Annotated in this window: 19 protein-coding genes and 1 pseudogene; 1 reads left to right on the plus strand and 19 read right to left on the minus strand. The window is 59.4% G+C overall.

Going from position 1 to position 26658, the window contains the following annotated elements; translation table 11 throughout:
* Window positions 1-224: 224 nt before the first annotated feature.
* From OMP44_RS10580 to OMP44_RS10590, 3 genes are all read right to left on the minus strand, one after another.
* Entirely contained in the window at window positions 225-1898 is a 1674-nt protein-coding gene (locus tag OMP44_RS10580) for a ShlB/FhaC/HecB family hemolysin secretion/activation protein (protein WP_280307797.1), read from the minus strand.
* Window positions 1899-1904: 6 nt separating this feature from the next.
* Entirely contained in the window at window positions 1905-7199 is a 5295-nt protein-coding gene (locus OMP44_RS10585) for a YDG domain-containing protein (protein ID WP_280307800.1), read from the minus strand.
* A gap of 1844 nt (window positions 7200-9043) precedes the next feature.
* Complete coding sequence (locus OMP44_RS10590) at window positions 9044-9931, minus strand: NAD(P)/FAD-dependent oxidoreductase (RefSeq protein ID WP_280307802.1); 888 nt, start codon at window positions 9929-9931, stop codon at window positions 9044-9046.
* Window positions 9932-10049: 118 nt separating this feature from the next.
* Between OMP44_RS10590 and OMP44_RS10595 the strand changes: the two genes are divergently transcribed.
* Window positions 10050-10493 carry an Rrf2 family transcriptional regulator gene (locus OMP44_RS10595; protein ID WP_280307803.1) on the plus strand — a complete coding sequence of 148 codons (444 nt, stop codon included), beginning with the start codon at window positions 10050-10052 and terminating at the stop codon, window positions 10491-10493.
* A gap of 256 nt (window positions 10494-10749) precedes the next feature.
* On the opposite strand, the gene OMP44_RS10600 is transcribed toward OMP44_RS10595, so the two are convergent.
* From OMP44_RS10600 to hemA, 16 genes and pseudogenes are all read right to left on the minus strand, one after another.
* Complete coding sequence (locus tag OMP44_RS10600; protein ID WP_280307805.1) at window positions 10750-11472, minus strand: IncC plasmid conjugative DNA transfer DtrJ family protein; 723 nt, start codon at window positions 11470-11472, stop codon at window positions 10750-10752.
* Window positions 11465-13555 carry a type IV conjugative transfer system coupling protein TraD gene (traD, locus tag OMP44_RS10605; RefSeq protein ID WP_280307806.1) on the minus strand — a complete coding sequence of 697 codons (2091 nt, stop codon included), beginning with the start codon at window positions 13553-13555 and terminating at the stop codon, window positions 11465-11467. Before traD ends, OMP44_RS10600 begins: the two co-directional genes overlap by 8 nt.
* 8 nt (window positions 13556-13563) lie before the next feature.
* Complete coding sequence (locus tag OMP44_RS10610) at window positions 13564-14022, minus strand: integrating conjugative element protein (RefSeq protein WP_280307809.1); 459 nt, start codon at window positions 14020-14022, stop codon at window positions 13564-13566.
* A gap of 62 nt (window positions 14023-14084) precedes the next feature.
* Window positions 14085-14684 (minus strand): transglycosylase SLT domain-containing protein, encoded by a 600-nt coding sequence (locus tag OMP44_RS10615; RefSeq protein ID WP_280307811.1) that lies wholly within the window; start codon window positions 14682-14684, stop codon window positions 14085-14087.
* Complete coding sequence (locus OMP44_RS10620) at window positions 14669-15382, minus strand: TIGR03759 family integrating conjugative element protein (protein ID WP_280307813.1); 714 nt, start codon at window positions 15380-15382, stop codon at window positions 14669-14671. Before OMP44_RS10620 ends, OMP44_RS10615 begins: the two co-directional genes overlap by 16 nt.
* Window positions 15379-16023 (minus strand): hypothetical protein, encoded by a 645-nt coding sequence (locus tag OMP44_RS10625; protein ID WP_280307816.1) that lies wholly within the window; start codon window positions 16021-16023, stop codon window positions 15379-15381. The genes OMP44_RS10620 and OMP44_RS10625 overlap by 4 nt, the downstream gene beginning before the upstream one ends.
* A 23-nt stretch (window positions 16024-16046) precedes the next feature.
* Complete coding sequence (gene pilL2 / locus OMP44_RS10630; RefSeq protein WP_431312634.1) at window positions 16047-16565, minus strand: PFGI-1 class ICE element type IV pilus protein PilL2; 519 nt, start codon at window positions 16563-16565, stop codon at window positions 16047-16049.
* Window positions 16566-17071: 506 nt separating this feature from the next.
* Window positions 17072-18286, minus strand: coding sequence for an STY4528 family pathogenicity island replication protein (locus OMP44_RS10635; protein ID WP_280307818.1), 1215 nt, complete (start codon window positions 18284-18286; stop codon window positions 17072-17074).
* Window positions 18287-18297: 11 nt separating this feature from the next.
* Complete coding sequence (locus OMP44_RS10640; RefSeq protein ID WP_160922242.1) at window positions 18298-18849, minus strand: DUF2857 domain-containing protein; 552 nt, start codon at window positions 18847-18849, stop codon at window positions 18298-18300.
* A 29-nt stretch (window positions 18850-18878) separates the two neighbouring features.
* Window positions 18879-20447 (minus strand): ParB family protein, encoded by a 1569-nt coding sequence (locus tag OMP44_RS10645; RefSeq protein WP_280307824.1) that lies wholly within the window; start codon window positions 20445-20447, stop codon window positions 18879-18881.
* 147 nt (window positions 20448-20594) lie between these two features.
* Window positions 20595-20684 (minus strand): annotated as a pseudogene (locus tag OMP44_RS10650) (LysR family transcriptional regulator); the annotation flags it as partial.
* Between the two features lie 14 nt (window positions 20685-20698).
* The gene (locus OMP44_RS10655; RefSeq protein ID WP_280307827.1) at window positions 20699-21898 is read right to left on the minus strand and encodes an MFS transporter; all 1200 of its coding nucleotides are present in this window, start codon (window positions 21896-21898) and stop codon (window positions 20699-20701) included.
* Between the two features lie 69 nt (window positions 21899-21967).
* Window positions 21968-23824 (minus strand): asparagine synthase (glutamine-hydrolyzing), encoded by a 1857-nt coding sequence (gene asnB, locus OMP44_RS10660; RefSeq protein WP_280307829.1) that lies wholly within the window; start codon window positions 23822-23824, stop codon window positions 21968-21970.
* Window positions 23825-23842: 18 nt separating this feature from the next.
* On the minus strand, window positions 23843-24913 hold the full coding sequence (locus OMP44_RS10665) for a Gfo/Idh/MocA family oxidoreductase (protein ID WP_280307832.1): 1071 nt from the start codon (window positions 24911-24913) through the stop codon (window positions 23843-23845).
* Complete coding sequence (locus OMP44_RS10670) at window positions 24910-25410, minus strand: GNAT family N-acetyltransferase (RefSeq protein ID WP_280307834.1); 501 nt, start codon at window positions 25408-25410, stop codon at window positions 24910-24912. Before OMP44_RS10670 ends, OMP44_RS10665 begins: the two co-directional genes overlap by 4 nt.
* The gene (gene hemA, locus OMP44_RS10675) at window positions 25410-26639 is read right to left on the minus strand and encodes a 5-aminolevulinate synthase (RefSeq protein WP_280307836.1); all 1230 of its coding nucleotides are present in this window, start codon (window positions 26637-26639) and stop codon (window positions 25410-25412) included. Before hemA ends, OMP44_RS10670 begins: the two co-directional genes overlap by 1 nt.
* Window positions 26640-26658 lie beyond the last annotated feature (19 nt).

Raw genomic sequence — 26658 nt, forward strand, 5'->3', positions numbered from 1 at the left:
GCTACATCTTTTGGTGAGTTAAAGATGTTGGTTGAGTCGTTTCTAAACAGTCGACGATAATTTAGTGTTGCCTTGGTCATTTTGTAGTGGCTAAGGCAACAAAATATCTTGCGCGTCATTAGAGTATATGGGTAGGTAACGAAGCTAATTTAGCTGGCGCGTTATGTTTTCGCATGATCTATTTTGATTTGAGATATGCAAAAGCCTTTTAAATTAGAGGTGTTTTAAAAAGATTTGCTTACTGTAACCCACCCTCTCACCGGTGATTGATCTGCCACCAGGGAAGGCTCACTGCCCAACCGGTTTGCAACGGAAAGCGAGCCTTGCCACTGCTCCGGCCCACGCCAATTTAGGCCGATACCTGCTCCAGACAAGCTACCGCTGTTTTCGGCGTTAGTCGTTGGATGACGATTGACCTTCACGTAAGCACTGTCTACGAACGCTATCGCTTGCCAGTAACCCAGAGGCCCCGAGCCTAGATCATGGCGTAGTTCGACAGTACCGGCGTAACCGGTATCACCCGAGAGCGCGCCTATGTCATATGCCCGTACGCTGTACGGACCACCAATCGTCATTTTCTCCGCAGAATCCAGGTTCACGTCACTCCACTGCGCAGCCACGTTCACATAGAGCGCATTGGTTGGCGTGAGTCCCTGTAGCCGGGAGAGATTGAGATTGAACTTGGAGAAGCTACCTTGCGCCTGCGCCGACGTGTTGACCTCGTCGAACACGGCCCGCCCACTCGTGACGCCCACGCTCCAGAGGTTGATAGCGCCCGCAAGAACATCGTCACGGAGATCGCCATTGAGCCCCAGCACCCAGTTGTTCAGATGCCTATCGGTCCGCAAGTCGGTCGCATCGATACGATCGTCCAGCTGTTTCCTATCGAATTGAGCCTGGACGTAGACGTTAGCACTGCGACTCCGCATCAGCGGATGCCGCACCCAGGCACTCCCCACCATGGCGGTGCCATTGGCGTCCAGGTCCGAGATGTTGTCGCCCAATCGATAGCGAAGATAGGAATAGGACGCGCCAGCGCGGGTCCCCTGCCCATTCATCAAGGCCTCGTAAGAGAAACGCCCGTAGTTCATCCCGTTCCCGGTCGTCAGGAGCGTAGCGCTGAGCACATCCCCTAGGTGAAGCGGATTGAGTACATTGAAGTTGGCCGACAGGCGTCCACGATCCGTGTACTTGTTACCGTAGTTGTCCAACGCAACGTTGGCAAAAGCGCTGGGATTTTGCTTGGTCGCAACAGTCAGGTCGGACGTCGCGACATCGCTACCGGGCTTGAGGGTCGCCGCGACCCCAACACCAGGGATGTCGGACAGCAATAGCAAGCTGCGGTTGAGCGAGCCGTCATTGATCACCGATCCACTGTGCAGCGGCGCGATCGTAGCCTGCAGGAGACTATCGCGTACCTCGCTCTGGTTATCGAGCTGCACTTTGCCATAGTGAGCTTCGATCACCTGGATGGTGACCACTCCGTCTCGGATGGTCTGCGCGGGAATGATCGCCCGCGTCAGCTGGTAGCCATGATTCTGATAATAGGCGGTAATTCGACCGGCAAGGTCACCCACTTGGCGCAAGGTCAACGACTTCTTTTCCTCGCCGACGACGAGGCCGTGAAGGGCGTCGGTGGGAAATATCGTATTGCCCGTTATCCGTAGCTGCTTGACGAAGAAGGGAGCCGACTCCGGCAACGTCGCATTGGTCTTCGGCTGCGCCTGCAACGAAGGCGCGGACGAAGGCGGTGAAGACGGTAAGGTCGGCTGCAACTGCTGCAGGATGGTCCCGGCGTCCGGCGGCACCTGGGCGTAGACCGAAGCTGCAAGACCATTCAGGAAGACGACGGCAACCAGCGGTTTATAGGCCAGTGCGAAAACGTTTCTATTGTTCATGAAGACCTACTGGGAGACGCTGACAGCGACAGGAGGCAGTTGAACGCCACCATTCTGGATACTGAGCCTCGGTGCTTGGGTACCGAAGCCGATGGAGGCGTTCACGAAAGCCGTATTACCGCTGTTTCCGTTACGCTCGTTACTGGCAACATTGTCCTGCTGCAAGTCACGCACCTCTAGGGTAGACGACAGGCTCAATGCGCGTGGCTGGGCAGTGGCCTGGACGGGAAGGACTGCCGACTGCACCTGAGCTACCGCGTTCTGTGTTGTCTGGAGCGAGCCAGTGGTAACGAGCGTCGCTGCGGGTGTAGCTGCAGCAGGCCCAGCAGGGACCGCGGTAATGCTAGCCAGCGTCGTGGTTTGGCCAGTAAGGGTGTAGTTGGCACTATCGCGGCCATTCAAGCCGTTGCTCAAGGTGACGAGCTTTCCATTGCCTACGGCGGCGTCCGCGAAGGCACCACTCGAAACCAAGCCGACGGCATCCCCACTCAGGAGCCCGGTAAACACCGCATTGCCGGTATCGATGCTGGCCGTTTGCGTACCGTCAAAAGCTTTGTCGCTGGCAGTGATGCCGGACAGGGTTAGAGAGGCAGGCGTTATGTTCGCCGTAAAGCTCGATGGGAGGATAAGACGGTAGTTGTCAGCATCGGCGCCGCCGAGGGCGTAGCCACCAACCGTCACCGCCTTGCCATTGCCGACATTCTTGTCGGCAAAACTGGCGCTACCGCTGCCTGCTACCGAGACGATGTCATTACCGGAGGCACTGACCGAGCCGGTACCCGACAAGGTTGCCACAGTGGTGCCATCGTAGACTTTGTTACTGACGCCCAAGCCCGTCAGTAAAAGCTCAGCCTTGCTGATGGTAGCGGTCAGGCCAGAGGGTTGGACCAAGTTGTAGTTGCCGGCATCGGCACCCGTCAGGCTGTAGCCGCTGACATTCACCGCCTTGTTGGCACCCGCGTTCTTGTCGGCGAACCTGGCGCTGCCGCTGCCCACTACCGAGACTACATCGCCACCGAAGGCGCTGACCGAGCCGGTACCCGACAGCGTCGCTGCCGTGGTGCGATCGTAGACCTTGTCGCTGACACCTAGCCCTGCCAATACCAAGGAGGCCTTGCTGATGCTCGCGGTCAAGCCAGACGGTTGAGCCAGGTTGTAGTTGCCCGCATCGGCGCCGCTCAGGGTGTAGCCACTGACCGTAACGGCCTTGCCAGCGCCGGCGTTCTTATCGCCAAAACTGGCGCTACCGCTACCCGAGACAGCGACCGCATCACTGCCAAAGGCGCTGACAGTGGCCGTCCCTACTACATTCGCCGCGGTGGTGCCGTCATAGGTTTTGTTGGCCGCGGCCACCCCAGTCACGCTGAGGTCGGCTTTGATGACGTCGGCGCTCAAGCCGGACGGTTGGACCAGATTGTAGTTACCGGCATCGGCGCCGGTCAGGGTAAAGCCGCTGACGGTAGCGGCCTTACCGCTGCCCGCATTCTTGTCGGCAAAATTAGCGCTGCCACTGCCCGCGAGCGAGACCACATCACTCCCGATGGCCGTGACCGAACCGGTACCTGTCAGGGTCGCTGCGGTGGTGCCATCGTAGACCTTATTGCTGATACCCAAGCCCGACAGCAACAGATCCGCCTTGCTGATGGTGCCGGTCAGGCCGGACGGTTGGACCAGGTTGTAGTTGCCAGCATCGGCGCCGCTCAGGTTGTAGCCGCTGACATTCACTGCCTTGTTGGCACCCGCGTTCTTGTCGGCGAAGCTGGCGCTGCCGCTGCCCGTCACCGAGACCGCGTCGCCACCGAAGGCGCTGACCGAGCCGGTACCCGACAGCGTCGCTGCAGTGGTGCCGTCATAGACCTTGTCGCTGACGCTCACACCGCCCAACACCAAGGAAGCTTTGCCAATGGTGGCGCTCAGCCCGCTGGGCTGAACCAGGTTGTAGTTGCCTGCATCGGTGCCACTCAGGGTGTAGCCACTGACCGTGACGGCCTTGCCAGCGCCTGCGTTCTTATCGCCAAAGCTGGCACTACCGCTGCCCGAGACGGCGACCGCATCGCTGCCGAAAGCATTGACGGTGGCCGTCCCTACTACGTTTGCGGCGGTAGTACCGTCATAGGTTTTATTCGCCGCGACGACCCCTGTCACACTGAGGTTGGCTTTGGAGATATTAGCCGTCAGGCCAGTGGGCCGAACCAGATTGTAGTTGCCGGCATCGGCGCCGGTCAGGGTAAAGCCGCTGACGGTGGCGGCCTTACCGCTGCCCGCATTCTTGTCGACAAAATTGGCGCTGCCACTGCCCGCGAGCGCGACCACATCACTCCCGATGGCACTGACCGAACCGACGCCTGTGAGGGTCGCTGAGGTGGTGCCGTCGTAGACTTTGTTGCTGATACCCAAGCCCGACAGCAGCAGGTCCGCCTTGCTGATGGTGCCGGTCAGGCCGGAGGGTTGGACCAAGTTGTAGTTGCCAGCATCGGCACCGCTCAGGCTGTAGCCGCTGACGTTCACTGCCTTGTTGGCCCCCGCGTTCTTGTCGGCAAAGACGGCGCTGCCGCTACCCTGCACCGACACCACATCGCCATCGATCGCGCTGACCGAGCCGGTACCCGACAGGGTCGCTGCCGTGGTGCCGTCATAGACCTTGTTGCTGACGCTCACACCACCCAACACCAAGGAAGCCTTGCCAATGGTGGCGGTCAGGCCAGACGGTTGGACCAGGTTGTAGTTACCCGCATCGGCGCCACTCAGGGTGTAGCCACTGACCGTGACGGACTTGTTAGCGCCGGCATTCTTATCGCCAAAGCTGGCACTCGCGCCGCCAGAGACGGCGACCGCGTCGCTGCCGAAGGCATTGACGGTGGCAGTTCCCACGACGGTTGCGGCGGTGGTGCCGTCGTACGTTTTGTTGGCTGCGGAGACGCCCGTCACGCTGAGGTTGGCTTTGGCGATATCCGCCGTCAGGCCGGTAGGCTGAACCAGGTTGTAGTTGCCCGCGTCAGCGCCCGTGAGGGTGTAGCCACTCACCGTGACCGCCTTGCCCGTGCCGGCGTTCTTGTCAGCGAAGCTACTACCTGTACCGCTCCCCGACACACTGACCACATCACTACCGAGTGCTGAGACCATGGCGCTGCCAGAGATCGTGGCGTTCGTCGTGCCGTCGTAGGTTTTGTTGTTAGCCGAGATGCCGGACAGGCTCAGGTCGCGCTTGCTGATAGTGGCGGTGCTGCTATCCAGACCATTGAGCGCGTACTTGGACGCGCCGGAACCGCTCAGCGTGATACCGGAAACCGTGACCGCTTTGCCGGTGCCCACGTTCTTGTCGGCAAACGTGGCAGTCGCGCCGCTGGTGTCGACAGTCACGTCCGAGGGGACACCACCGCGTACGGTCGCCGAGCTGATCGAAGCGGCCGTGCTGCCGTCATAGGTCTTGTTGCCGATGACCGCTGCCAGGTTCACATACATGTAGGTACTGAGCTTGCTGGCATCCGGCATTCTGATCAGCGGATCACCGTTGACGTCGGTTAGCCCCGCGTAATTGGTCGGCGAGGTATAGCTGCTCGGGTTGTAGTAGATCTGAACCTTGCCAGTGCTATTTCCGAAGATATTTGATTCGTTGTTAAGAAGGACAGTGCCGGTGCCTGTACCTGTGTTATCCGAACGCAGGACCATGCTGCCAGTGGCTGACCCCGCGTCCAAATTAGCCAGACGGAGCAGTTCAATGTTCCGGTAGGCGCTAAGGGTGAGCGTGGTACCGCTGGTCCAGTTGGACCCCCCGATCAGCGCGCCCTCGGCCAGGATGATATCGCCGTTGCCGCTATGGCCCGTGCAGCTTAGGCCGCCAGTACAGGTCGTCGTTGCGCCAGTCTTGATGGTCACGTTGGACGACTGCAGGGCAGCCGTCACATCGGTATCCTTCATATCCCCGGTACTGTAGCCGTCGGAGTAAATGGTGAAGTCGTTCGGGTCGAGTAACCAATCTCCGGTCTGGCCATTAGGCGCCAGCGTGGCGACAGAGGCATTCGAACCGATCGTCAGGTGCTTACCGGATGTCTCGACGCTGCCGCCGTTACCGCTCGCCCTACCACCACGGGCACTGATGTGGCCGTCGAAGCGGGTCGCCCCGTCCGACCAGACGGCAACCTGACCACCATTTCCACTGCTGCGCGCATCCGCTTCAATCCGACTGCCCGCGGCGACCGTGGTGTTCGTCGCCCGCTGTTCAGATCCAAGGCCTTTGAAATTGCCCCCGATCAGCGCTGAGCCACCGCCCGTATCACCGGACGCATCGATTCGGCTGTTGGCGGTCAGGTTGACTGTCCCGCCCAGGACCTTGGCGCTACCGCCGTGCTGGCCGGCGGCTACGCCTGCCACGTCCAGCGTTCCATCGTTGGTCGTGGTGCCCGCACTGCCGGCCTCCAGGACGATGGTGCCATTGACGTTCTGTACGCTGCGCGCCTGCACGATGCCGGTGTTGTTCACCACACTGGCGAGGACTGTGTCGCGTGCGCCCGCGGACATCCACACCGCCCCACCATCGGCTTGCACCAGGCCGCCGTTTTCCGCCAGGGTATCGACGGTGCTCTTGTTGATCTGCAGGTTCACCAGCTTGTCGCCAGTGAAGGATAGAGTCACATCACTGCCGGCAGCCAAGGCCGCCGCGCCGCCGGGTGCCGTGATCGTGCCCTGGTTCTGGACCTGCTTGCCGACGAACGCGACATAGCCACCGTTCGCCGTGTTGATGGTGCCCTTGTTGACGACACTGCCAGCGCCTGTACCGCTGAAGGTCCGCGCATTACCCGAAGCAGCGCTGTCGTTGATATCCAGCGTGGAGGCGACCAGGCCGCCGACGTTTACCTGAGCGCCGGAGCCGAAGACGATGCCATTGGGGTTGATCAGATAGACTTGGCCATTGGCGTTGAGCTTGCCCAGAAACTGGGTGGGGTTCTGATCGCCGATGCGGTTGACGGCAATCGCGGACGTCGAAGGCTGCGAGAAATTGACCGTCTCTGAGGCGCTGGTGTTGAACGACTGCCAGTTCAACGAGAGGTTTTGACTGCCCTGGTTGATCGTGGTGGTCGAGCCAGACTGATTGATCGTGCCGCTGCCGGCCGTGATCTGTCCCCCCGTCGGTCCTGCATGAGCCAGGGGTGCCACCATACTGGCGGTCACGACGACTATCGCGCTGAGCTTACGGGTGACTTTCTTTCCTTGACCCCGGGTGAGCTCGGAGACCGCAACCCACGTTTGGTGCAGATCGCTCCATACCAAACGGTAGATGTGGTTCAGGGTTGCGTGTCGCATTTTCTCTTCCTTGGCGCCAACTGGGCCACTGGCCGTTTCACAACGGCGCTTTTTTGATTTGGTTAAATTTTGCAAGATGGGTTGCGACGCGCTGGTCTAGGCCAGACTTCCTCTGTGGCGGCATCACTGGCAGCTTCGATACGCGCTATCTCGGCCAACTGCGCCGGATCTTGAGCAGTCGCTTTAGTAACGTTGCTCCAACGAAGCTTTTCGTTAAATCTTCAGTACTCAACACGCTCTGAAATCCAGCAGTGCGTTGGCGTAGAGGCGGTTGGCGTGGATAGATCCCTCCACCTATGTAAAGCGGCTGGATCGTCATGGCCGATATCGATTATGCAGGAGTAGCGCCCCGGCATAGCGCCAGTCTTCGTGGTAAGTCTTGTATGACAATTCCGCCCACGATGGATAATTCACCTGTGTCGTAGGTAGCACCAGTCGAGCCTTGATCTGCGGCTGTTTTGTAGCAACGAACGGCAGCAGCCCCATCGATTGGATTCCCGAGGCCCTGTTCAGGGCGATCTCCGCCACTTATTCGAGATCAATGGGTGGTCTTCTCCCCTAGCACCTGCTTTAGCTCGCAGATCTGCTGAAGAGCATTTGAGGCCAGCACTATCGTATTGTCAGCGCTAACTGCCGATGGGCTGCCATCGTGATAGTGCTTGTGTCCACGAAGCAGTGGCTCAAGCGTGATAGCAATTTGATAGCATTTCAATGCGGCCATCAGGCTCTAGGCTTTACTCACCTTAGGCGGTATCTACATGAGGCGCCAGCAACTACGCCGCCGCTGACCAAGCATATGGATGGTTTTGTATTGGTTGATAGTCATGAGCACAGTCGATCCCTATTTCTCATGTTGCAGAGAATGACGTCCGGTGTTTCAAGCGGCTCGTCTCGGACTTTTCCACCATATGCTCAAACCAGACAGCGACCTACGCGAACCTGCCACTACCTTTCCAATATTGCATTGGGGCCTACCTATATAACGCACTGGTGACAGCTCTCTGCAGCATCTGACGCCTAGGTCAATTCTCAATTTAATAAGGTGCTGGTGCTTGGGTCGATATGGGTCTTTCAGCTAAGGAGATGGCGTGTCGGTTGCAACTGGGTGCGTCGGGCCGTTAGATTTTGGCCGTCGTGGTCAATCCCATGACCGGGAGTCGAAACCCGAGTTGTCTGAGGGCGCGGAAAAGCGCCATAGCGTAGTGATCTTTGCGATGCATCGAGCACTGCGATTCTATGGCGGACCGTGCGGGGCAGGCTTTTGCCTGGCCGGTTCCCTCGGACGCCGGTATTTCGACCCCCGTACGGTTCGCCACCCTTGCCGAGTCGAAACGGTATGAGTGGCTCTTCAACCTGTCCGAGGAGCATGCCGAATGCACCGACTTCCTTTTAAGCCTGGGCTCCACCTGGTACATCCGACTACGTGTCCTACCTCTTGCATGGAGGTGTGCCACGACTGGTCGCACTAGCACCATAGTCCCTTTTCCAACGCCTTCGCTTCGAACACGCCAGCCTGACTTCCAGCCAGATACGCCGGAAGCCGAAGCTGAGTTGTATGTTTCAGTGCCGAACGATCTGCTAGATCAGATGGCGTCTGAGTCGGTAGAGAACGGAGAACTTCGTCAGCAACTGCTTGCGTCGATGATGCGTGAGTTGCTTAACGATGTTGTCGTGCTTTACCGCTAAGCCCTGACAGAAGCACGACATTAACAACCCTCTTGAGCAATGACGCTGCACCTGTCAGATAAGGTAGAGCCGGCAGGTGCGCTACTGTCCTTGCCAAGAAGACAGGTTAATACGTGCTAGTGCTTTGGTAGAAAGCCGGCGGCCTGAAGTTGTTTCACTCAGCGAAAGATCAACGACTGGTGAGCTGCGCCACCTGTGCGAGCACCGTCGCCGACTGCGATCGCCACGTTACCGGCAGCCACTGCCGCATCTCCGCAGGCAAACACCCCTGCTACGCTGGTTTCCCGCATCTGGTCTACGGTGAGGAAGTTGCCCAAGGGACCGCTTTCAACGGCAAGGCCCAGCTGCTTGATCAGGGGGTTGTTCAGATGCGTGCGTGGTTGGACGAACAGTCCTGCAAGAGTAATCACACGACCACTGGCCAGCGTTACTTCCAACCGCTCCCCGCCAATAGAAACAACCTGCTCTTGCTCGAGCGAAACGCCACGCTGTGCAAGCTTCTCGCTTTGCTCTGCATCGGGCTGGAAGGCGCCGTTAAGGAACAAGGTTGTTGGTCCCCAATCAGGCAGCATCAGGGCCTGATGGATAGCGAGTGGTGAGCTGGCCAAGACACCGATGTTTCCTTTGCCCACCTCATACCCATGGCAGTAAGGGCAGTGGAAGACCTGTCGCCCCCAGCGCTCAGCCAAGCCAGGAATATCTGGCAGCTCATCGGTGACGCCGGAAGCCAGAATCAGCCGACGGGCATTGAAGGTGAGGCCATCGCTTGTAGCGATAGAGATCACATCGGCCTGTTTCTCTGCTGCAACCGCAGACGCGCCACGCCAAGTGACGGACGGGTAGGCGAGTAGTTGCCGACGCGCTTGGTCAGCAATTGCATCTGGGCTGTTGCCGTCTTGCCCCAAGAACCCATGAGACGTGGCAGCGAATCGATTACGGCGTTGCCCAGCATCAATCACCAATACAGAACGGCGCGCCCTAGCCAGTTGCATGGCAGCGGACACACCGGCGTAGCTACCCCCCACAACGATCACATCGTAAATCATGGAATTTCCCTTTTGAATTTCAGGAAACAACATAAGTTACGTGATGAGCGAAAGTCTAGGTCTTGTAACTTTTCCTGTGTCGGGAGATGCTGGTTGGCTTTAATGAGGCTTTTGAGCTATGAGAAATGACACGCGCCTATCGCGGATGCTGCATACGCTGATTCACATGGCTCGCCATGAACAGCCTGCGACGTCTGACACCTTGGCTCAGATGCTGAGTACCAATCCGGTAGTAGTGCGCAGGACGATGGCCCTGCTCAAGGAGCAGGGGTACGTTCGTTCTGAAAAGGGTCATCGGGGAGGGTGGATGCTGGCAAAGCCCCTTGCAGAGATCACACTGCTAGATATCCATCAGGCGCTCGGGTCGTCGTCGATTTTCGCCATAGGTTTGGCGACCGATCAACCTGAATGTCTGGTTGAGCGAGCCGTAAACAATGCGCTGACCGAGGCATTCGATGCCGCGCAGGCTTTGCTGCTGACGCGCCTGCGAAGTATCACGCTGCAGCAGCTAGCGGATGACTTCGAACAGTATGCTGAGCTACTCGAGGCGACCAGAGCGTAACGTCTTCATGAGGTTCCGGCTGATCCCTAAAGCCCTGTCTGGAAGCAGCTTCTATCCTCAGGTGATGAAGTAAAAGGACCGCTCGTTGGGCGGCTTATCGTGCTTGGCTTGAGCGAACAGCTGGAAAACTGCTAAGGGTTATATCTGGGCTCGCACGATCAATAAACAGTGCAGGGTTCCACGTGAAACGTGTCGTAGCCTGGCTGGCGATCACTGCCCTAGATGTCTTGCTAGATGGAATAGCCGAAGCTGTTCGTCAGAGATGCTTCTTGAAGGTCCCAATGGCGATTGCGGCCATCAGGCCTGACAGGATCGCACTCACAATCGCAAAGCTGGCAATAGACAGGCTGATGGGCAGTACCAGGTACATGAACCCTGGCAGCAGTGTCAGTGGAACGAAGAGGGCCTTCGCGCGGTGATGGAGATAGCCCGATTCACGCTGTACGTTGAAGCGACGCACTTGCCGTCGGACCAAGCCGTCTACGGTACCGACGAGCACGCTCAGTATCAGCATAGGCAGAGCCTGAAGCAGCAGTAGGCTTCGTATGCCAACGCTCAGCGCGCTGTGCCGAGCTGCAGATAAAGCCTCTTTTAGCCCCGAACGTTCTTTTGCCCAAGGCAAACGCAGCGTCTTATAGCCAAGGATGCTGGGTACGGCTGGGAGCCTGCCCTGCAGCTCGATCCATGGGTTGGATAGCGCCATGAGCTGCACTGAGCGTTTGGTATTTAGCCACGTACGGGAGATCGACTGCCATCGATCCGGCCAAGGCGTGCGGGCGAGATCGCGTCGATCCTGCTCGTAAACGATCTGCGCGTGCAGATCGCGGTTATCCGGCCAAACGAACAGCATGCCGAAGCCTTCCAGCAAAAGCCGAAGGAGCAGCGCGGCGCACAGCAGGCCCAGGACGGTAAAGGGCAGTAGCAGAAGCTGGGTAAACTCTCCGTAACGACGCGGCCGGGTCTCTACAGCTTCACTCATGAGGAGATGCCTCAGCAATCGAAGTCATCGGCGGCTCTGGGGCGGTCGGGAGTGTTGAGTCTGGTTCGCCAGATGGCTCAGCCGTCTTGGGTCCGAACGGGCGCCGACGCATGGCAGCGGTCAACGCGCGAAGATCAGCCGGTAAATCATCATCAGTGTCTGGTAGCGGCAAGGGCATGCGCACCTTCCACAGCGCACCACCCTCAAGCAGCGCAAAGCACTGCCCCTTGGGCAACGCGACGAGATGAGCGGGCTCGATGAGAGGCCGGCGACTGCCCACGAGCTGATCTTGAGTGCTGGAGGTGAAGGCGCTGGCGGCCGCTGGATCAGAGGTATCGGTGACGCTACTGGATTGCGCGGGTGTATAGACGTCGACCTGGGGGAGTTGGCGGGTCAGCAGCTCGGCCGTGGCTGTTTCGCGTACACGCAGCATGAATAGGTTGTTGAAGTTGCCAATCACCTGATCTGCCTTGGCGCGATTACCTAGCCGCGCCTCGATATCCGACAGGGTCTGGGTATAGGCCGTCACCTGAACGCCAGCGCCGCCGCCCTTGTTGACCAGGGGAATAAACTCATCACCCATCAGTTCGTTGAACTCATCGGCGTGCAGATTGATGGTTGGCTTGGTGCCTGGCTTGCCGCCGGGTAATCCGCTGTCGACGCCGAACTTGTAGAGGTGTCCCGCCACCGAAACCAGATCCGCAAACATGGAATTGCCTACGGCTGCGGCGACCTCGGCATCGGATAGGGCATCCAAGCCCACATAAACAATGGCGCGTTGGCGAACGACTTGTAGCCAGTCGAAGATCGGCCGCGGATCCTGCAGATCCTCGTAGTCAGGCGAGAGCAACTGGACGATCTTGCCGGTGGTGAGCTTCTCCAGCAGGGGCAGGAGGGATGCCACAATCTTGTCGAAGAAGCTGCGCTCGTAGCGCACGGCGCTGCGCAGGCCATCGAGCACCGGATCGAAGTGATGCGTATTGGAAAGGTACTGCTCGAGGGCAACGACTCGGATCTCCCGCCCAATCATGTGCCGCGGCAGATTACGGTTGTTCAGTCCCGCCTCAAGCGTGAGGATTGCCTCCCACGCCTCGGGCTCACGTGTGGCGAAGTAGTGTTCGGCGTACTGAATAAACAGCGCATCGATGTTGATGACATAGCGCTGGATCAACCGATAGTCAGGGCGCTGACCCAACTCCACCAGCGCGCGCGCGATGATGTTGACGAAGCGCCAGGCAAACTCGCGAAAGGCGGCGCTATCGCCTTCACCTGAGAGTTGCCCGGCAAGACGAGTAGCCACCTCGGAGATACGACCAAAACGGCCGACGGCGTTGTACCGAGCCGAGCTGTTGGGCCAGCCCAGGTGGAACACCAAAAACTCCTGCTCACGGCCGGCGCGCTTGGCTTCGGCGTACATCCGCTTGAGCAGATCTGCATCGCCTTTGGGATCGAACACGATCACCACTTCATGCTCGCCCTGCGCATTGCGACGGCGGATGTCCTGCGCGATGAAGAGCTCGGCCAGCCGCGTCTTGCCGACCCGCGTGGTACCCAGTACCAGCGTATGACCCACCCGCTCGTTCAAGGGTAGGCAGACGTCTTGCTCGTCAGGCTCGACGCCATGAAGGCGAGGCAGGCCGCCAATGGCGGCTTGAGTCAGGTGACCGCGCCGCGAAGGCTGTTTGAAAAGGTATTGGATAAAGCGGTCATACCGGCTTGGCTCGACATAGCGGCGGCACTGCGGCAAATAGGTCTCGAGCAAGCGTTGGGTATGCCGCGCCTCCCAGCGAAACCCACGGCCGATGAACAGCGTTTGCGTGCTGACCGGTATCGCAGCGCTGGACAAGGTGTATGCAGGCAGCCGCCGAAGATTTCGTCGGTAGCGCAGTATGCGATGAGCCTGATACAGCCGTGCGGCGGCGAGGCATAGGAATGCCGTTGTGGCGAATGAGACCATTGGGGCCGAGAGCCCGAACGTTTCGGGGATGAGTGCAACAAGGCCAGCCGCTAGCATGCAGGCGACAACGCTGTACAACTCCACGGCTGGACGAAGCCAGCGCTCATAGCCGGTTGGATGGGACATGGCCTGCGCTACCTGTCATCCGCAATTGGCAGGAGCAGCACAGGGTAGTGGTGCAGCCCCAGGCGTTGGGCGAGGTCATCCCCCGAGGTTGGAATGAGAGTGAGGTCGGGGGCCAGGCGCCGAAGTTCGGCCAAGGCCGCGGCAGTGTCGATATTTACCACCAGGCCAATAGCCTGCTGGTCCTTCAGCTGCCGCTGCTTCTGGCTCAGCCAATGACGTGAGTACTCATCATCACCGATGAGAAACAGGGGGCTAAGCCCAGGTGCTTGGAGCGCTCGTGTCGAAGCTTCGCCTGGAGTCAGTCTTTGCGACCGCACCGGTAGCATTGCGATCTCAGCCTCGTAAGCATCGGCAGGAAACGGGGTCACAGTGGCCGTGCGTGGTGGAGCTGTTCGTTTGAACGGCTCGAAGTACGGCCGGGTGGAAACACCTCCCTCGTGACCCACCACGATGAGTGGGTCCGCCATTGCCTGCAGGGATAGCCATCCCGTACCGAGTACAAACAGCGAGCGTCTTCCGAACCCAGGTCTCACGGCAGCTCTCCCACCTGCAGTCCACTGGCTACCTGATCCTGTAGGCGATCCAGATGCGCCTGGACGAGGCGCTGATAGCGTGCGGCGAATGCGCCGCCGGCCGGGCGGTGGTAGCGGCCAATGGCGGCTGGCCAATCAGGAGCGGCTGCGCGCTGCTCGACGAGGATTGCAGCGGCAATCGCAAGGTTTTGATAGGGGTCTAGCAAGTCACACGGATGGGTGACGCGATGGCGGTGGTAACCCAGGTTGATCTGGCCGAGACCCACGTCGATTTTGCGGCCTGGGGTAGTGTCCATGGCCTGCAGCAGGCCGGTGCATGCCGTATGGCGATTGGCAAACCGCTTGGCCTCGCCAGCCACGTTCAGGGTCCAGGGCCACGGCACTGACCGTCCTTGCCAGCGTCGCCCGCTTTCCTGCAGTGCTATGGCGTACAGAACCAGAGAGGGAACGCCGGCTTGCTGGGCCGCAAGCTGATAGGCCGGAGGCGGCAGCTGAGCCTGCGCCCAGGTGGCGACGCTGACCAAAGCCGACAACAAAAACGCCAGGCCAGCGACTGCTCGACGGCGCCTTGTTGGCGTGGCTACTGTCGCTGCCATTGTCCATTCACCCGCTGTGCGACGACGGGCAATTCGCCGGCAAGACCTAGCGACTGAAAGCGGCCATTGTCATGGTTGAGGGTAATGGTCCGCTGCTGAACGCGCGTGGGATCCAGGCGAGCCTGACGCGCCCAACGCCGTAGTAGTGCGTCATCGCCTTTGCTATCCACCAGGTACAGGTCGAAGGCCCGACCTTGTGCCTGGAACTGCCGGACACGTTCAAGACAGGGCGGGCAGTCCGCTTTGACGAACACAGAAAGGCGCGCCTCGTCTGCCACGTTGGCGTCCTCGAGCGTGACCCGCTGCAAGTCAGGTGCAAGGCGCTGCCAGGTAGCGTCGTAGGCGCGCTGATAGGTCAGCAGTTTCTCGACGCGTCGGGCCTCGGCTCTGACCTGCAACTCCGCATAGCGCGCACGCTCTTCGTCACTGCGTGCCTCGATACCTAGGGCGGTCAATGGGTCCAGGTTCGGCGCGTAGATACCTAGCGGACCCTGCATCAGCTCGCGATAGCGGACCCAGTCACTGGCCTGCAGACCCCAGGCCTGGGCCTGTGCGTCCTCGCTCAGGATGAGTCGGCTGTGTTGGGTATCGCTCCAACGCGTCTGGTCGTGGGAGGCGGGCGCAGGAGATGCCTGAACAGCCTGAATAGAGCCAAGGATCAGACTGAGCAACGCGGTAGCAGGTAACCGTTGTGTCATCGCGTGTCTCCTCCAGGCAGCGGCAGACGCCGCACCAGGCCATCCACCCGAAATGTCGCGGTGTCCTGGGTCAAGCCGGTGAGCTGCCATTGGCCCAAGGACTCGCCCACGCGGAGCAGCGTGACGGCGTTGAGCCCTTGCTGATGAGCAGGTAACAGGGAAAGAAAGGTGTGACCGCCACGTTGCTCTGCACCGAGTAGCTGAAAGGGCGGTTTGGACGCCTTGGCCTTTGGCGCAGGTCGTGCCGGTGTTTGGCGCTTCTCGCGAAACGCCGTTGCTTGGTGCATCAGGGCGTGCAACTGAGCCTCAAGTCGGTCAGTGCGTTGTTGCAAAGTCAGCGTGTCTGCAGCTTGGGCATGCTTTTCCTGCTGCTGAACAACGGCGGCCAATCTGGCTTCAAGGTCCTCACGTACCGCGCTTAGCTCGGTCGGGCTGACCAGGCGCTCTGGCGTTGGCAGGGCATCCAGTCGGGCAGTAAGGGAGGCCATGTCCGCCTGCAGCGCCTGAAGGCCCGGCTGGTCATTGTGTTGCACTAGTTGCTGACGCAGACGCGACTGGCCCATGTGGTCATGCACCATCAGGATGCTGAGCGCGAGTAACCAGGCGGCGCCGCCCAGGCGTTGTAGATGATCAGCACGCATGGCCAGAAAAGACGCTCGCACCCTCACGATGGCCGGCCCTCGTTTGGATGGGTTGGCGCAGGTGCAAAGCACACACGCCGAGCGAGCGAATCAACCTGTAGCGTCCAGGCAGGGCCTGCCAGGGCCTGCAGGGCGTCACGCAGCGGCAGCGGTCCCAACTGCAGGTGTGCGGCCGGCAAGGGCAGCGCATAGAGCCGAGCCGCCTCTGGCGTCTCGCACAGCGAAAAGCCGGAGCGGATCAGCACGTAGCGCAGAGCATCGCCCACGGTACGGTCGGCGCCGGCGGGGATGGAAACGTCCACAATCTGACGCATCAGGTTGCGTTGAGCGAGTTCAGGTCCTTGCTCGACCAGGGTGTAGCGTCCCTGGCGGACAACCAAAAGATCCCGTTCCGGTACGGGCGCTGGCGAGCGCACAGGAGGGGTGTCAGACAGCGCGCCTGCTGGGTCGGATGGCAGTGGAGTACAGCCTTGGAGCAGTAGGCCTAGGGCCGCCCCGGCGCAGGCGGGTATGAGGCAAGCGGTGGCGTAGGGTGCGCGCATGGAAGACTCCCGAGAAGGCGAGTCGCTACTTTCCAATGCAGGGCCGTCTTGAGGCTGCGATTAAGGCGCACTGTGGCCTTACCAGTTTTCGCTAGGCGTTCTCGGAGTCCACCCGGGTGTTTGCCACGTGAGAGCTATCCCCTGGGGATAGCTCCAAGATAAGCCTCACTGGGCTATGCGAAATTGATCCAAGACGTGTGATTTATCTTGGGGCCGTCACCTATCCCCAGGGGATAGGCAAGTGCCTGCTTAGCGGGCCTACGCTAAACCATGGTGTTGACGAGGCTGCGCGCAACTTGCATTTCTCCGCTGAACGCCGAGCTATACCCTGGGGATAGATCAGGTTTGCGACTGCACTGCAGCCCTTGCAGGTAGCCAAAACAGTGACAGAGCCACATGCAGCACGAATCCTGGAGCTATCCCCAGGGGATAGCTTCCGAAAGACAACAGCACTGAGTTGAGTGCGGTTGATCCAGGTGCCACGACCCCTTCTGAGAATTCTCGAGCTATCCCCTGGGGATAGCGTCCCGAGGAGGAAGACGCAGTGCTGATCGCAGTTGATCCAAGTGAGCCCGACCTACCTCAGGATTTCGCGACATCTGGCACGCCCGCGCCGGTGGCGGTTCGGCAGGAATGATTGGTGTCGGCTCAGGCGGCAGCGGTGGTGGGGTAGGCATAGACGTAGACGCTGCAGCGCGATTGAATTCGCCACGCAGGGCTTTCTGGATGATGCCGAACAGATAGCCTGCGGGATTGCGAACCGCGGAGCGCTCGCAGCGGGCCGCCCATTCATCGAGAATCGCCTGTCGCTGTGCAGGCTCCACGGGTTTGAGGGCCGCTAGGGCGCCGGACTGTTGCTCGCGGTCAAGGGTGAGAAAGCGTGGGGGTAGTACGAGCTCGTTAGACACAGTCGTCTTCTTACGTACTAATTCTTTATCTACTTTACGTACAGTACGGTCTGCCTTCGGATTCCGAAGGGCGTCTTCAGAATCAGGGATTGCACCTGCTTCGGAATCCGAAGACGGTGTGGATGTACTGTCTTCGGATTTCGGGATTTCAGGGTCCATTACCGCCAGCACGCCTTTGTCCGCCCAGCCCTGCTGAGCGAGACGTTGAGCAATGATCTGCAGGCGAGTGGGAAGGCTCCGCTGGTTGACCTGCGGATCTTCAGTCACCTCCTTTAGCACCTGTCGCGCGACCACCTGCACTGTCTTCGCCGCGTGGCTCAGTGCTTGGCTCACCAGCTTCAGATAGCCCGGATCCAGCTGGATTGCTTCGAACGGCGTGAGGGGCTCATCGTGCAGGACATAGAGGTTGCCCTGGATACGGCCGGTGTGAGGATCACGTTGTCGCCGGACAAGACTCAGCCACCGCGTCAGTCGGAGGAGGGCCAGGGCGCGGGCCACGGTTTCGTTGGACGCTTGTGTGGCGCAAGGCATGACCGCCAAGTACGGACGGAGCCGCTCGTAGGTCGGAAAGGCTGTCAGGCCGCTGCGATCCAGCAGCACGTGCAAAACCTGCCAGGCGTTGCGCTCTAGCGGCGTCAGGCGCCGATCAAGCAGGAGCGCGCGCGGTAGGCTGTCGTGGCGGTTACCGCTGTAGAGGAAACCATCCTGGGGCGTGCCGTCCGCCTTTGGGGATGGTTTGAGGGTGCGCAGGACGTCATTGAAGACAGCTGTCAGGGGCGCGGGAGTCGCGCGCCGCAACGCCTCGTGGGCCATGCCTACGCTCCCTATTGACCGGTCCAGCGACGAACCGACGACCATAGAACGGCCAGCGGTACTTCATGCGCCTCAGCGAGCTCCATGGCCAGCTCAAGCATGGCGGTCTCGTCGTCGGTTGATAGCCCTCGCTGCGCTACCTCGGTTTTCCATTGCCGCCAGAGTGCGGCGTCCTGCGCATCGTCCAGCGCGGGATAACGGCCTTTGCGCTTGGGTAAGCCCAGCACCTTGCGGCGTAAGGCAACCTCTTGGTGGGTGAGCCCGAAGCGATGACTGACCATCTCGCTGCTACTGCCCAGGCGCAGCATGCGATCAATCTGCGCGATTTCCTGACTCACATCGGCAGATTGTCCAAGCAGACGTTTGATCACGTCGCGATTGATCGACACCGTGCACCATGAGACTGGCGCGTTTACCAGAAGGCTGACCAGGTCTGGCTGCTTCAGGGCGGCCAGCTCCTCCTCGTCAAATCCCATCGCTTGGCAGCGGCGAAGCTCGCCGTGATGTAAGTGGTGCAGGGCTTGGGTCAGTACGGCTTGGTTCAGAGGGTGGCTGGTCGACATGACAGAGGTTCTCGGAACAGTGCACAGGATCAAGAGAAAGAACCGGCCTCTAGGCGGTTGAGGTGACGGGTGTGGCGGATGAGCCGAAATAGCAGTGAGAGCGAAGGTCTACTTAGCGGGGCGATCTCGCCCGCCTGACCGTGCAAGAGCACGCCGAGTCCATCGGCAAGGGCTGCACGGTCTACCAGGGGTAGCGCCTGCGCGGTGCCGTTAAGCGCGTGGAGCAGGATCAACACGGTACGCGCGGTGGGCTGCAGGGCATGAGCATCGGTTGGCCACGTACAGGAGAAGCCCAGGTGACTTGTCTGGACGCTCACGTAGGGCTCGACACCTGCGTCTCGAGCCAACTGCTGCGCAACGTGTGCAATCTGCTCCCGCAGGTGCTCAGGTTGGGTGCGTACAGATTCAGGGGGCGTCGCGTGGTCGCTGGATTCATCCCTTGCCAGAGAAGGTTGAGCCATGTGAGGTGTGTTTCCCGGCTGCGCAAAGGGCTCACCGGTATGGCGGGCAATCAACTGCTGAATGGCCATGAGCCGTGAAGTGGTACCCGAGCCGGTCTCATTCGGTGTGTGCCCCGGTGCGTGCGAACCGAGCGGTGGCGTTTGCGAGAGCGCACGTTGGCGCGTTTCCTGATGATCGATGTCCAGTGCCAGCGCTTCGTAATGCATCCCGAGCGCTGCGGCCATTTGTGCGATCAGCTCGTCCTGTACGCGTCGTGGGCAAAAGTGCTCGCCCGTAGAATCAAATTGCGCCAATACGTGTTGGAACAATTCGGCAAAGGTGTGGCGCTCGCGGTGGTTTGCCAGACGCTGCCAGGTGCGTTCGCACGCCCGTCTTAGAATCGCGAGGCGTTCCACCTGGTGCCGCCCAAGGCCGGCGTACAGCACGGTGGGTATGGCCGGTAGCAGATAGCGCAACGCTTCCTGCATGCGACTGATGTGGGATTGGCGAACGGGATAGCCATCCGCGTTGAGGCGCCGTGCCAGTTCGGATTGGGAGAGGGTGCGTCCGGCTTCTTGCTCGTAAAGCGCTTGCGCCCGTTGGATGGCCTTGGCGCGTTCGATAAAGGTGAGGCCGCCACGGAGTTCATTTTCGGCTAGGTGGCCCGTCAGTGCCTCCAGCTCGCCACGCTCGGTCCACGGACGATACCGGCAAGTCAGCCGGGAAAAGCGCTCTTCGCCAGTTTCGGCATAGAGCTCGCGCAGGATCGACAGGCGCGTATTACCCCCGCTGTAGATGATGTAGTGAGACTCGCCAGTACGCCGCGTGATGACAGGTACGCTGTCCAGACCACGCTCGCGGATCGAAGCCTTGATCTCGTCATAGGCAGGATTTCTTAGAGTACGGGGGTTGTGATCAAAGGGGCGCAGCTCGTCGAGGGTGACAATCCGTAGCGACTCGCAAGCCGTTCCTGCTTCGTACGTTTCGGGCTCCAGGCGCGAATCTTCTACCGGGCTATCTTGGTCAGCCTTGGCAGGAACGCCCTGTCGGGAGGCATGGGATTCGGCATCGCCGGAAACTGTTCGGGCCAGCGGGTCAAGCGAGTCAGGTTTGATCGGCTCGTCAGAGCCGGTGGCTTCATGAGGATACGTGTGCATGGCAAACGTAAGGTCAATTGAGTAGGGGTGAATAGGTCCGGTCTCCGTTGCTCCTGCAAACGGTGCCACCGTCGATGGAAACGCCCTCACAGCGCACGACCAATAGGAGATACCAGGATTAAAGCGCTTCTGACGCTCTCCCTAAGCCGACTGCTGGATATGCAGTCGTGCCGCTGCCCGGGCGAAATGACGTTCTTTTGCCGCGGCAATGAAACAGCGTAAGTGGCGCAGTTCCACAGCCTTTCCTTCAGTCAGTGTTTAGAGTCGAGATAGGTGTGATTGGATGCCGTGCCTTTCTGGCGTAGTAGGAGCAGTTGGGCAAAGGCGCCAAGTGTGGCTACGCCGGCAGCGTAGAGCGCCAGATTACCGACCGGCTGTTCGAGCAGTAGAACGAACCCGCCTGCAGCCGCACCAAGAGCGCTCCCCAAGTACAAGGCTGATTCATTCAAGGCCACGGCAAGGTTGCCATCACCATGGTGTTGGCGCGCCTGGATCAGCTCGTTGTTCTGCGGTACCTGCAGGGCCCAGCCGACCGCGCCCCAAGCGGCAATGGGTAGCATGACAAGCCACTGATTCCACTGTGCGGTTTGAGGAAGAAAAAGCAGAGACAGTGCCAGAACGACCATGATCCCTAGGGTCAGCACCGCACCACGAACGCGATCAACCAGGGGGCCAATTAAGAAACTTCCTAGTACACCGCCGATACCCCACACCCAGAGGTAGGGCGTCACAGCGTGGATACCACCGTAGGCAGGGTCGGACAGCAGAGGGGCGATGAAGGTATACATGCCGAGGCTGGATACGGCCGCTAGCAACGACACGAGCAAAATGGTCAGGACTCGGCCATCGCTGAGCATGGCGAGTTTTTGGCCAAGGGAGCTGGCGGTCGCCTTGGGTAGCGCTGGCAGACGCAGGTAAAGGCCCGCCCAGCTCACAGCGCCCAAGAGCGTGATCAACCATAGAGCTGCTTGCCAGCCCCATTGGTGAGCCAATAGCAAACTCAGCGGTACACCAAGGACCACACCGCTGGCCATGCCGCCCAAAATTACGGCGATACCTTTGCCGCGGCGCTCCGGAGTAGAGAGCGAAGCGGCGGCAGCAATGCCCATGGCGAGGTAGACACCGGCACCAATACCGGCGATTGCGCGGCAAACTACAAGCGTCAGAAAGCTATCAGAAAGGGCGCTTCCTGCGTTCGCAAGTACGAAGACCAGTAGGGCGAGTAACAGTCCAGCACGTTGGCGGTTGGGCGGCACAAGGGCGACGAACACAGGCGAGCCGATGCCATAAGCAAGGGTAAAGGCGGTAACCAGTTGGGCCGCCATGGCTACTGACACTGAGAGGGAGTTTTGGATGAGCGGGATGAGCCCTGCTGTCACATAGGAGGCCATCCCAAGGGCGAAAGCGCCCAGGGCGATGAGATAGGTAGGTGAAGTACGATTTGAAGGCATGACAAAGTCCTCACGGAGGTGAGTCGGTAAATAGGAAGTGAAGGGGCGACGCGGCGGTCGCCCAGGTAACTAGAAAAGCTCGACGCTGACGTCGTACTCGCGCAACCAAGTATCAAGCCCGACCGCGAGTTCCATACCCATGCGGTCATACATAGGCGAGTGGGCGCCAAGGGGCCTTTCTAACGCTGCCTCTACACGGGTGAAGTCGAGGAAGGGGCGGACGGGCGCATTCGTGTCATCCCGGATAGCGGCTAGGGCTCTGCGTAGCCCCTGCTCGTAAGCGGGATCTTGCGTCGAGGGGTAGGGGCTTTTCACGCGCTCGACGATGGACGCAGGCAGAAGGTCGCGTGTCGCCGCGCGCAGAATGCTCTTTTCTCTACCGTCGAAGACCTTCATCTGCCAGGGGATGTTGAATGCATACTCGACCAAGCGGTGGTCACAGAACGGCACCCTTACTTCCAGTCCAACCGCCATACTCATCCGGTCCTTGCGATCTAATAGCGTCTGTACAAAACGGGTCAGGTTGACGTAGCTCATCTCCCGCATCCGACGATCATCGGCGGCCTCGCCTGGCAAGCCGGGCGCTTCAGCAATAGCCTGCGAATAGCTGTCCTGCAGAAAGTTGTGCATATCCAAATGTTTTAGCAGTCCTGGATCGAACAACGTCTTGCCGTCGAAATATTTCTCCGTCACGGAAGTCAGCCAGGGAAAAGTACGCGCTTGGATGGCAACTGGATCGTGGAACCAGCGATAGCCGCCGAACACTTCGTCTGCGCTTTCCCCGGACAAGGCGACAGTAGAATGCCGTCGGATCTCTTCAAAGAGTCGGTAAAGCGAGGGCCACATATCGCCCCAAAAGGCGGGGGGTAGGTCCAACGCTCGGATAACCTGAGCCCGCAGTTGCGGATCGGCAAGTTCCCGACTGTCTAGGATGACCTCGCCATGGTGGGACTGGATCTGCTGCACCAAGTCCGTCACGAAAGGTGCATCGGCCGTGCCTCGAACAGCATCGCTTGCGAAGCCCTGGCCATGATCAGCGAAATCCAACGAGAAAGAACGGATGTTCTCTTTTCCCGCTGCAAGTAGCTTGCGCGATGCCAGCGCTGTGATGATAGAAGAGTCGAGTCCGCCTGAAAGCAGACTACACAAGGGCACATCCGAAACGACCTGACGCTGAACTATGTCTTCGAGTAGATCACGCGTGTGGCCAATGGTCTGGTCCAACGAATGCTCGTGCTCCCATGCTTCAAGCTTCCAGTAACGCTGCCGTTGCAGACCACTCCGGGCAATCCTGACCCATTCACCGGGAAGCACTTCGCGCATGCCAGCAAAGATGGCCTGCCCTGGGGTTTTCACCATCTCAAGGATTTCACGCAGACCGTCTGCTTGAATCTTGCGAGGTGCCAGAGGGTTCGCCAGCAAGGCTTTGGGCTCGGAACCAAAAATCACGCCATCGGCAGTCGGAAAGTAATAGAGCGGCTTGACTCCCATCCGGTCACGCACCAGCAGTAGCTCCTGCTTTCGCCTGTTCCAGATGGCGAAGGCGTACATGCCATTGAGTCGATCTACGAAGTCATAGCCCCATTCCAGATAGGCGTGCAGAACTACCTCGGTGTCGCTGCGAGTTTCGAACCGATGTCCGAGTGCTTGCAGATCACGCCGGAGGTCCTGGAAGTTATAGACCTCGCCGCTGTAGGTGATGGCTACCGCTTCAGGGTCGTTGCCGAAGCCTGCCGTCATTGGCTGACGACCGCCTTCGAGGTCAATGATGGAGAGGCGTCGATGTCCGAGTCCAATTGGTCCATCAATCCATAGGCCGCCCGCGTCAGGTCCTCGTCGCGTCATGGTTTCGGTCATGCGCTCCAAGATAGAACGCTGGAAGTTAAGATCTTGGCTGAAAGACAGCCAGCCAGTAATGCCACACATTGGCGGTCTCCTTTGAAATCAGCCCAAAGTTTCCAAGTCACTCGTTTCCGGCAGCAGGCTGCGGTTCCCGTAAGGGACATAGCAGGCCGGAGCAGGGCAGCGGGCTGAGGACTCAATCAGGTTAAGCTGGTGCTGTAGAGCGATAGCCGTTTGCAGGTCTGCAAAGGGCTGTGAGGGCATCTCGCGAAGGGATACCCACCGCACTACGTGGCGACAGAGGCGACTCAGCTTATGCAGGGTTTCAAGTCCGGGTTGGGCAAGGCTGAAACACTGTTCATCGATCAGTTTCTCCTGCCCTTTATCATTGCGCGTCCAAATTCGCAGGTGATCCTGATCCCAAGACGGCGTATCGAAGACCAGGCGCGCCTGAATGACTTGCTGTTCTTGATCGATGAAGCTGAAGTCCACCGTGCGCTGACGCATGATGTTCACGAAGCTGGCATAGCCTGCGAGTGTGGCCTGGCCCAACGTTCCGGTGAGAGAGACGGTATCCAGCACGGAATGTCCGGAAATCGAGAAGTCCGAACGTACTCCGATCACATCGTGAATCTGCAAAGGATCAGCGGAGGAACAGATCCACGACACCAAATCCAGCGCATGGATGACTTCACTGGTGACACCGCAGGTAGGACGGTAGTCATTGAGCCGGTCCTTACCCCAGTGAAAGCTGGCTCTCACCAGCGACCAACCCTGTGCGCTGATCTGCCGACGCAGAGATTGTGTGGCGGGTGAGTACCGTTCTACCAAGTCCAAGGCAAAACCACTTACCTGACTTAGCTGCTCGGCAACAAGTGTCAGGTCGTCAGCGGGAGTAACGAGTGGTTTCTCGCACAGCACGAAGCCACGATATCCGCTTAGCTCCGTCAAGATTCGTGCATGACTTTCATCGTTGACGCTGACCACGACGATGTCGGGCTCGAAGTGATGAAGCGCGGACGCCACCGTAGGAAAGAATGGCAGTTCTGATGCCTTGGGTTTCCGATCAACATACGCCAAGCGCAAGGGCATGCCAGTACTGACGGACAGGTGTTCAAAGGCACGCCAAAAACGGTGACCGGCATAGCCCAGACCGATGATCAGGACGTTCATGGCCGGCCCTCCGCACGTACCAATAGAGCTTCGCCAGTCGAGGCGAATCCGAGCCTCTGGTAGAGCGAGGTAGCAGCAGGCGTAGTTTGTAGAGCGACTGAGTTCACTTGGCGCGTCCTGAACCAGTCTAGAAGCCGCTGTATGAGTGCCTTTGCGATACCGCAGCGGCGTAGCTCAGGCGCTACGGCAACCGATTGAACCCAACCCGATCGGCCATTAAGACAGTCGGGAGCCGGGGCACGGTCATCAATGATGCCTGTGGCGCAGCCGAGTATGGCTTGGGTGTACTTATGCTCAGCGCACAGGATGAGTACCCGATCTGACCCTTCAAGACAGGTGGCCAGCCAAAGCGGGTAGGCCCTGCGCCAACGCTCAGTGTCTGTGGGTGTACGGCTGGCGTAAGGCGCTCCGCCGGCATCGAGTAGATGGGCTCTGAGCTCGATGAGCGCAGGGATGTCGTCAGGCGTAGCACGACGGATGTCGTAGGAGATGCTCATCACGCAACCTCCGCACCAACCCGCTGGGAGGCAAAAGGAATGGCGAAGTGCTCGAAGGTTTCCCGTAGGGCAAGGGCCAGTTGCTCGATCTGCTCATCGCTATGGTTGGGCGTTGCGTTAACGCGGAAGCGTTCCGTGCCTACGGTGACCGAAGGAAAATTGATCGGCTGGAGATAGATGTGATGGGTTTGCAATAGGCGTCCTGCAGCCGCTTTGCAACGCTCGGCATCGCCGATTAGTACCGGCAAGATGTGGGTGCGTGAGCAGGGCATGACGGGGATGTCCTGTTCCAGAAGCTTGCCGCGCAGCTTGGCGGTATGCGCGTGCAGTCGCTGCCGTTCTGCGTCACTGTCCTTGAGGTGTTCGATACTCTTGATGCAGCCTGCCGTTACCGCGGGCGGCAGCGACGTGGTGAAGATGAAGCCCGTTGCGAAGGAACGTACAGCATCGATGATGACGGAGCTTGCGGCGATATAGCCACCGATGACACCAATGGCTTTAGCCATAGTGCCTTGGATAATGTCTACCTGCTCCGCAATGCCTAGTTCAGCCGCAACACCGGCACCCCTAGGCCCATACATCCCTACCGCATGTACTTCGTCGAGGTAGCTTAGAGCGTTGTATCGCTTGGCTAGCGCAACAATTTCTCTAACGGGGGCGACATCGCCGTCCATTGAGTAAATCGACTCGAAGACAATGATCTTGGGTCGGTCAGGGGAGTAGGTTTGTAGCAGTTGCTCCAAGTGCTCGAGATCGTTGTGCCGGAAGATGTGGCGCTCATTCGAAGTTGAGCGGATACCGTTGATGATCGAGGCATGGTTACGCTCATCACTGATTACCACGCATTCGGGCAGCTCCCGCAGCAGACATTGCAGGGTGGCCTCGTTAGACCCGAAGCCGGTAGGGAACACCAGTGCCGCTTCCTTACCGTGCCAGTCGGCCAAGCTTTGCTCTAATTGTCCGTACAACGCATGGGAGCCCCCAATGTTGCGCGAACCTCCCGAACCTGCACCGTAGGCATCCAAGGCCTCGTGCATGGCGCTACGTACCTCGGAATGCTGGGACATTCCGAGGTAGTCATTGCTGCACCACATTACGACCGCTGATTGCGAATCGGGCAAGCGGGCCAAAGGGTAACGACCACATAAGCGGTCCAAGGTCGTAAAGGTGCGGTATTGGTTGGCTTGTTTCAGGGCTTCCAGCTTCTGATGCAAAAGCGTGTTGTACATCGGTGTGACTCCTAGGCAG

Source organism: Pseudomonas flavocrustae (genome assembly GCF_029872515.1).
GTDB lineage: Bacteria > Pseudomonadota > Gammaproteobacteria > Pseudomonadales > Pseudomonadaceae > Chryseomonas > Chryseomonas aestiva.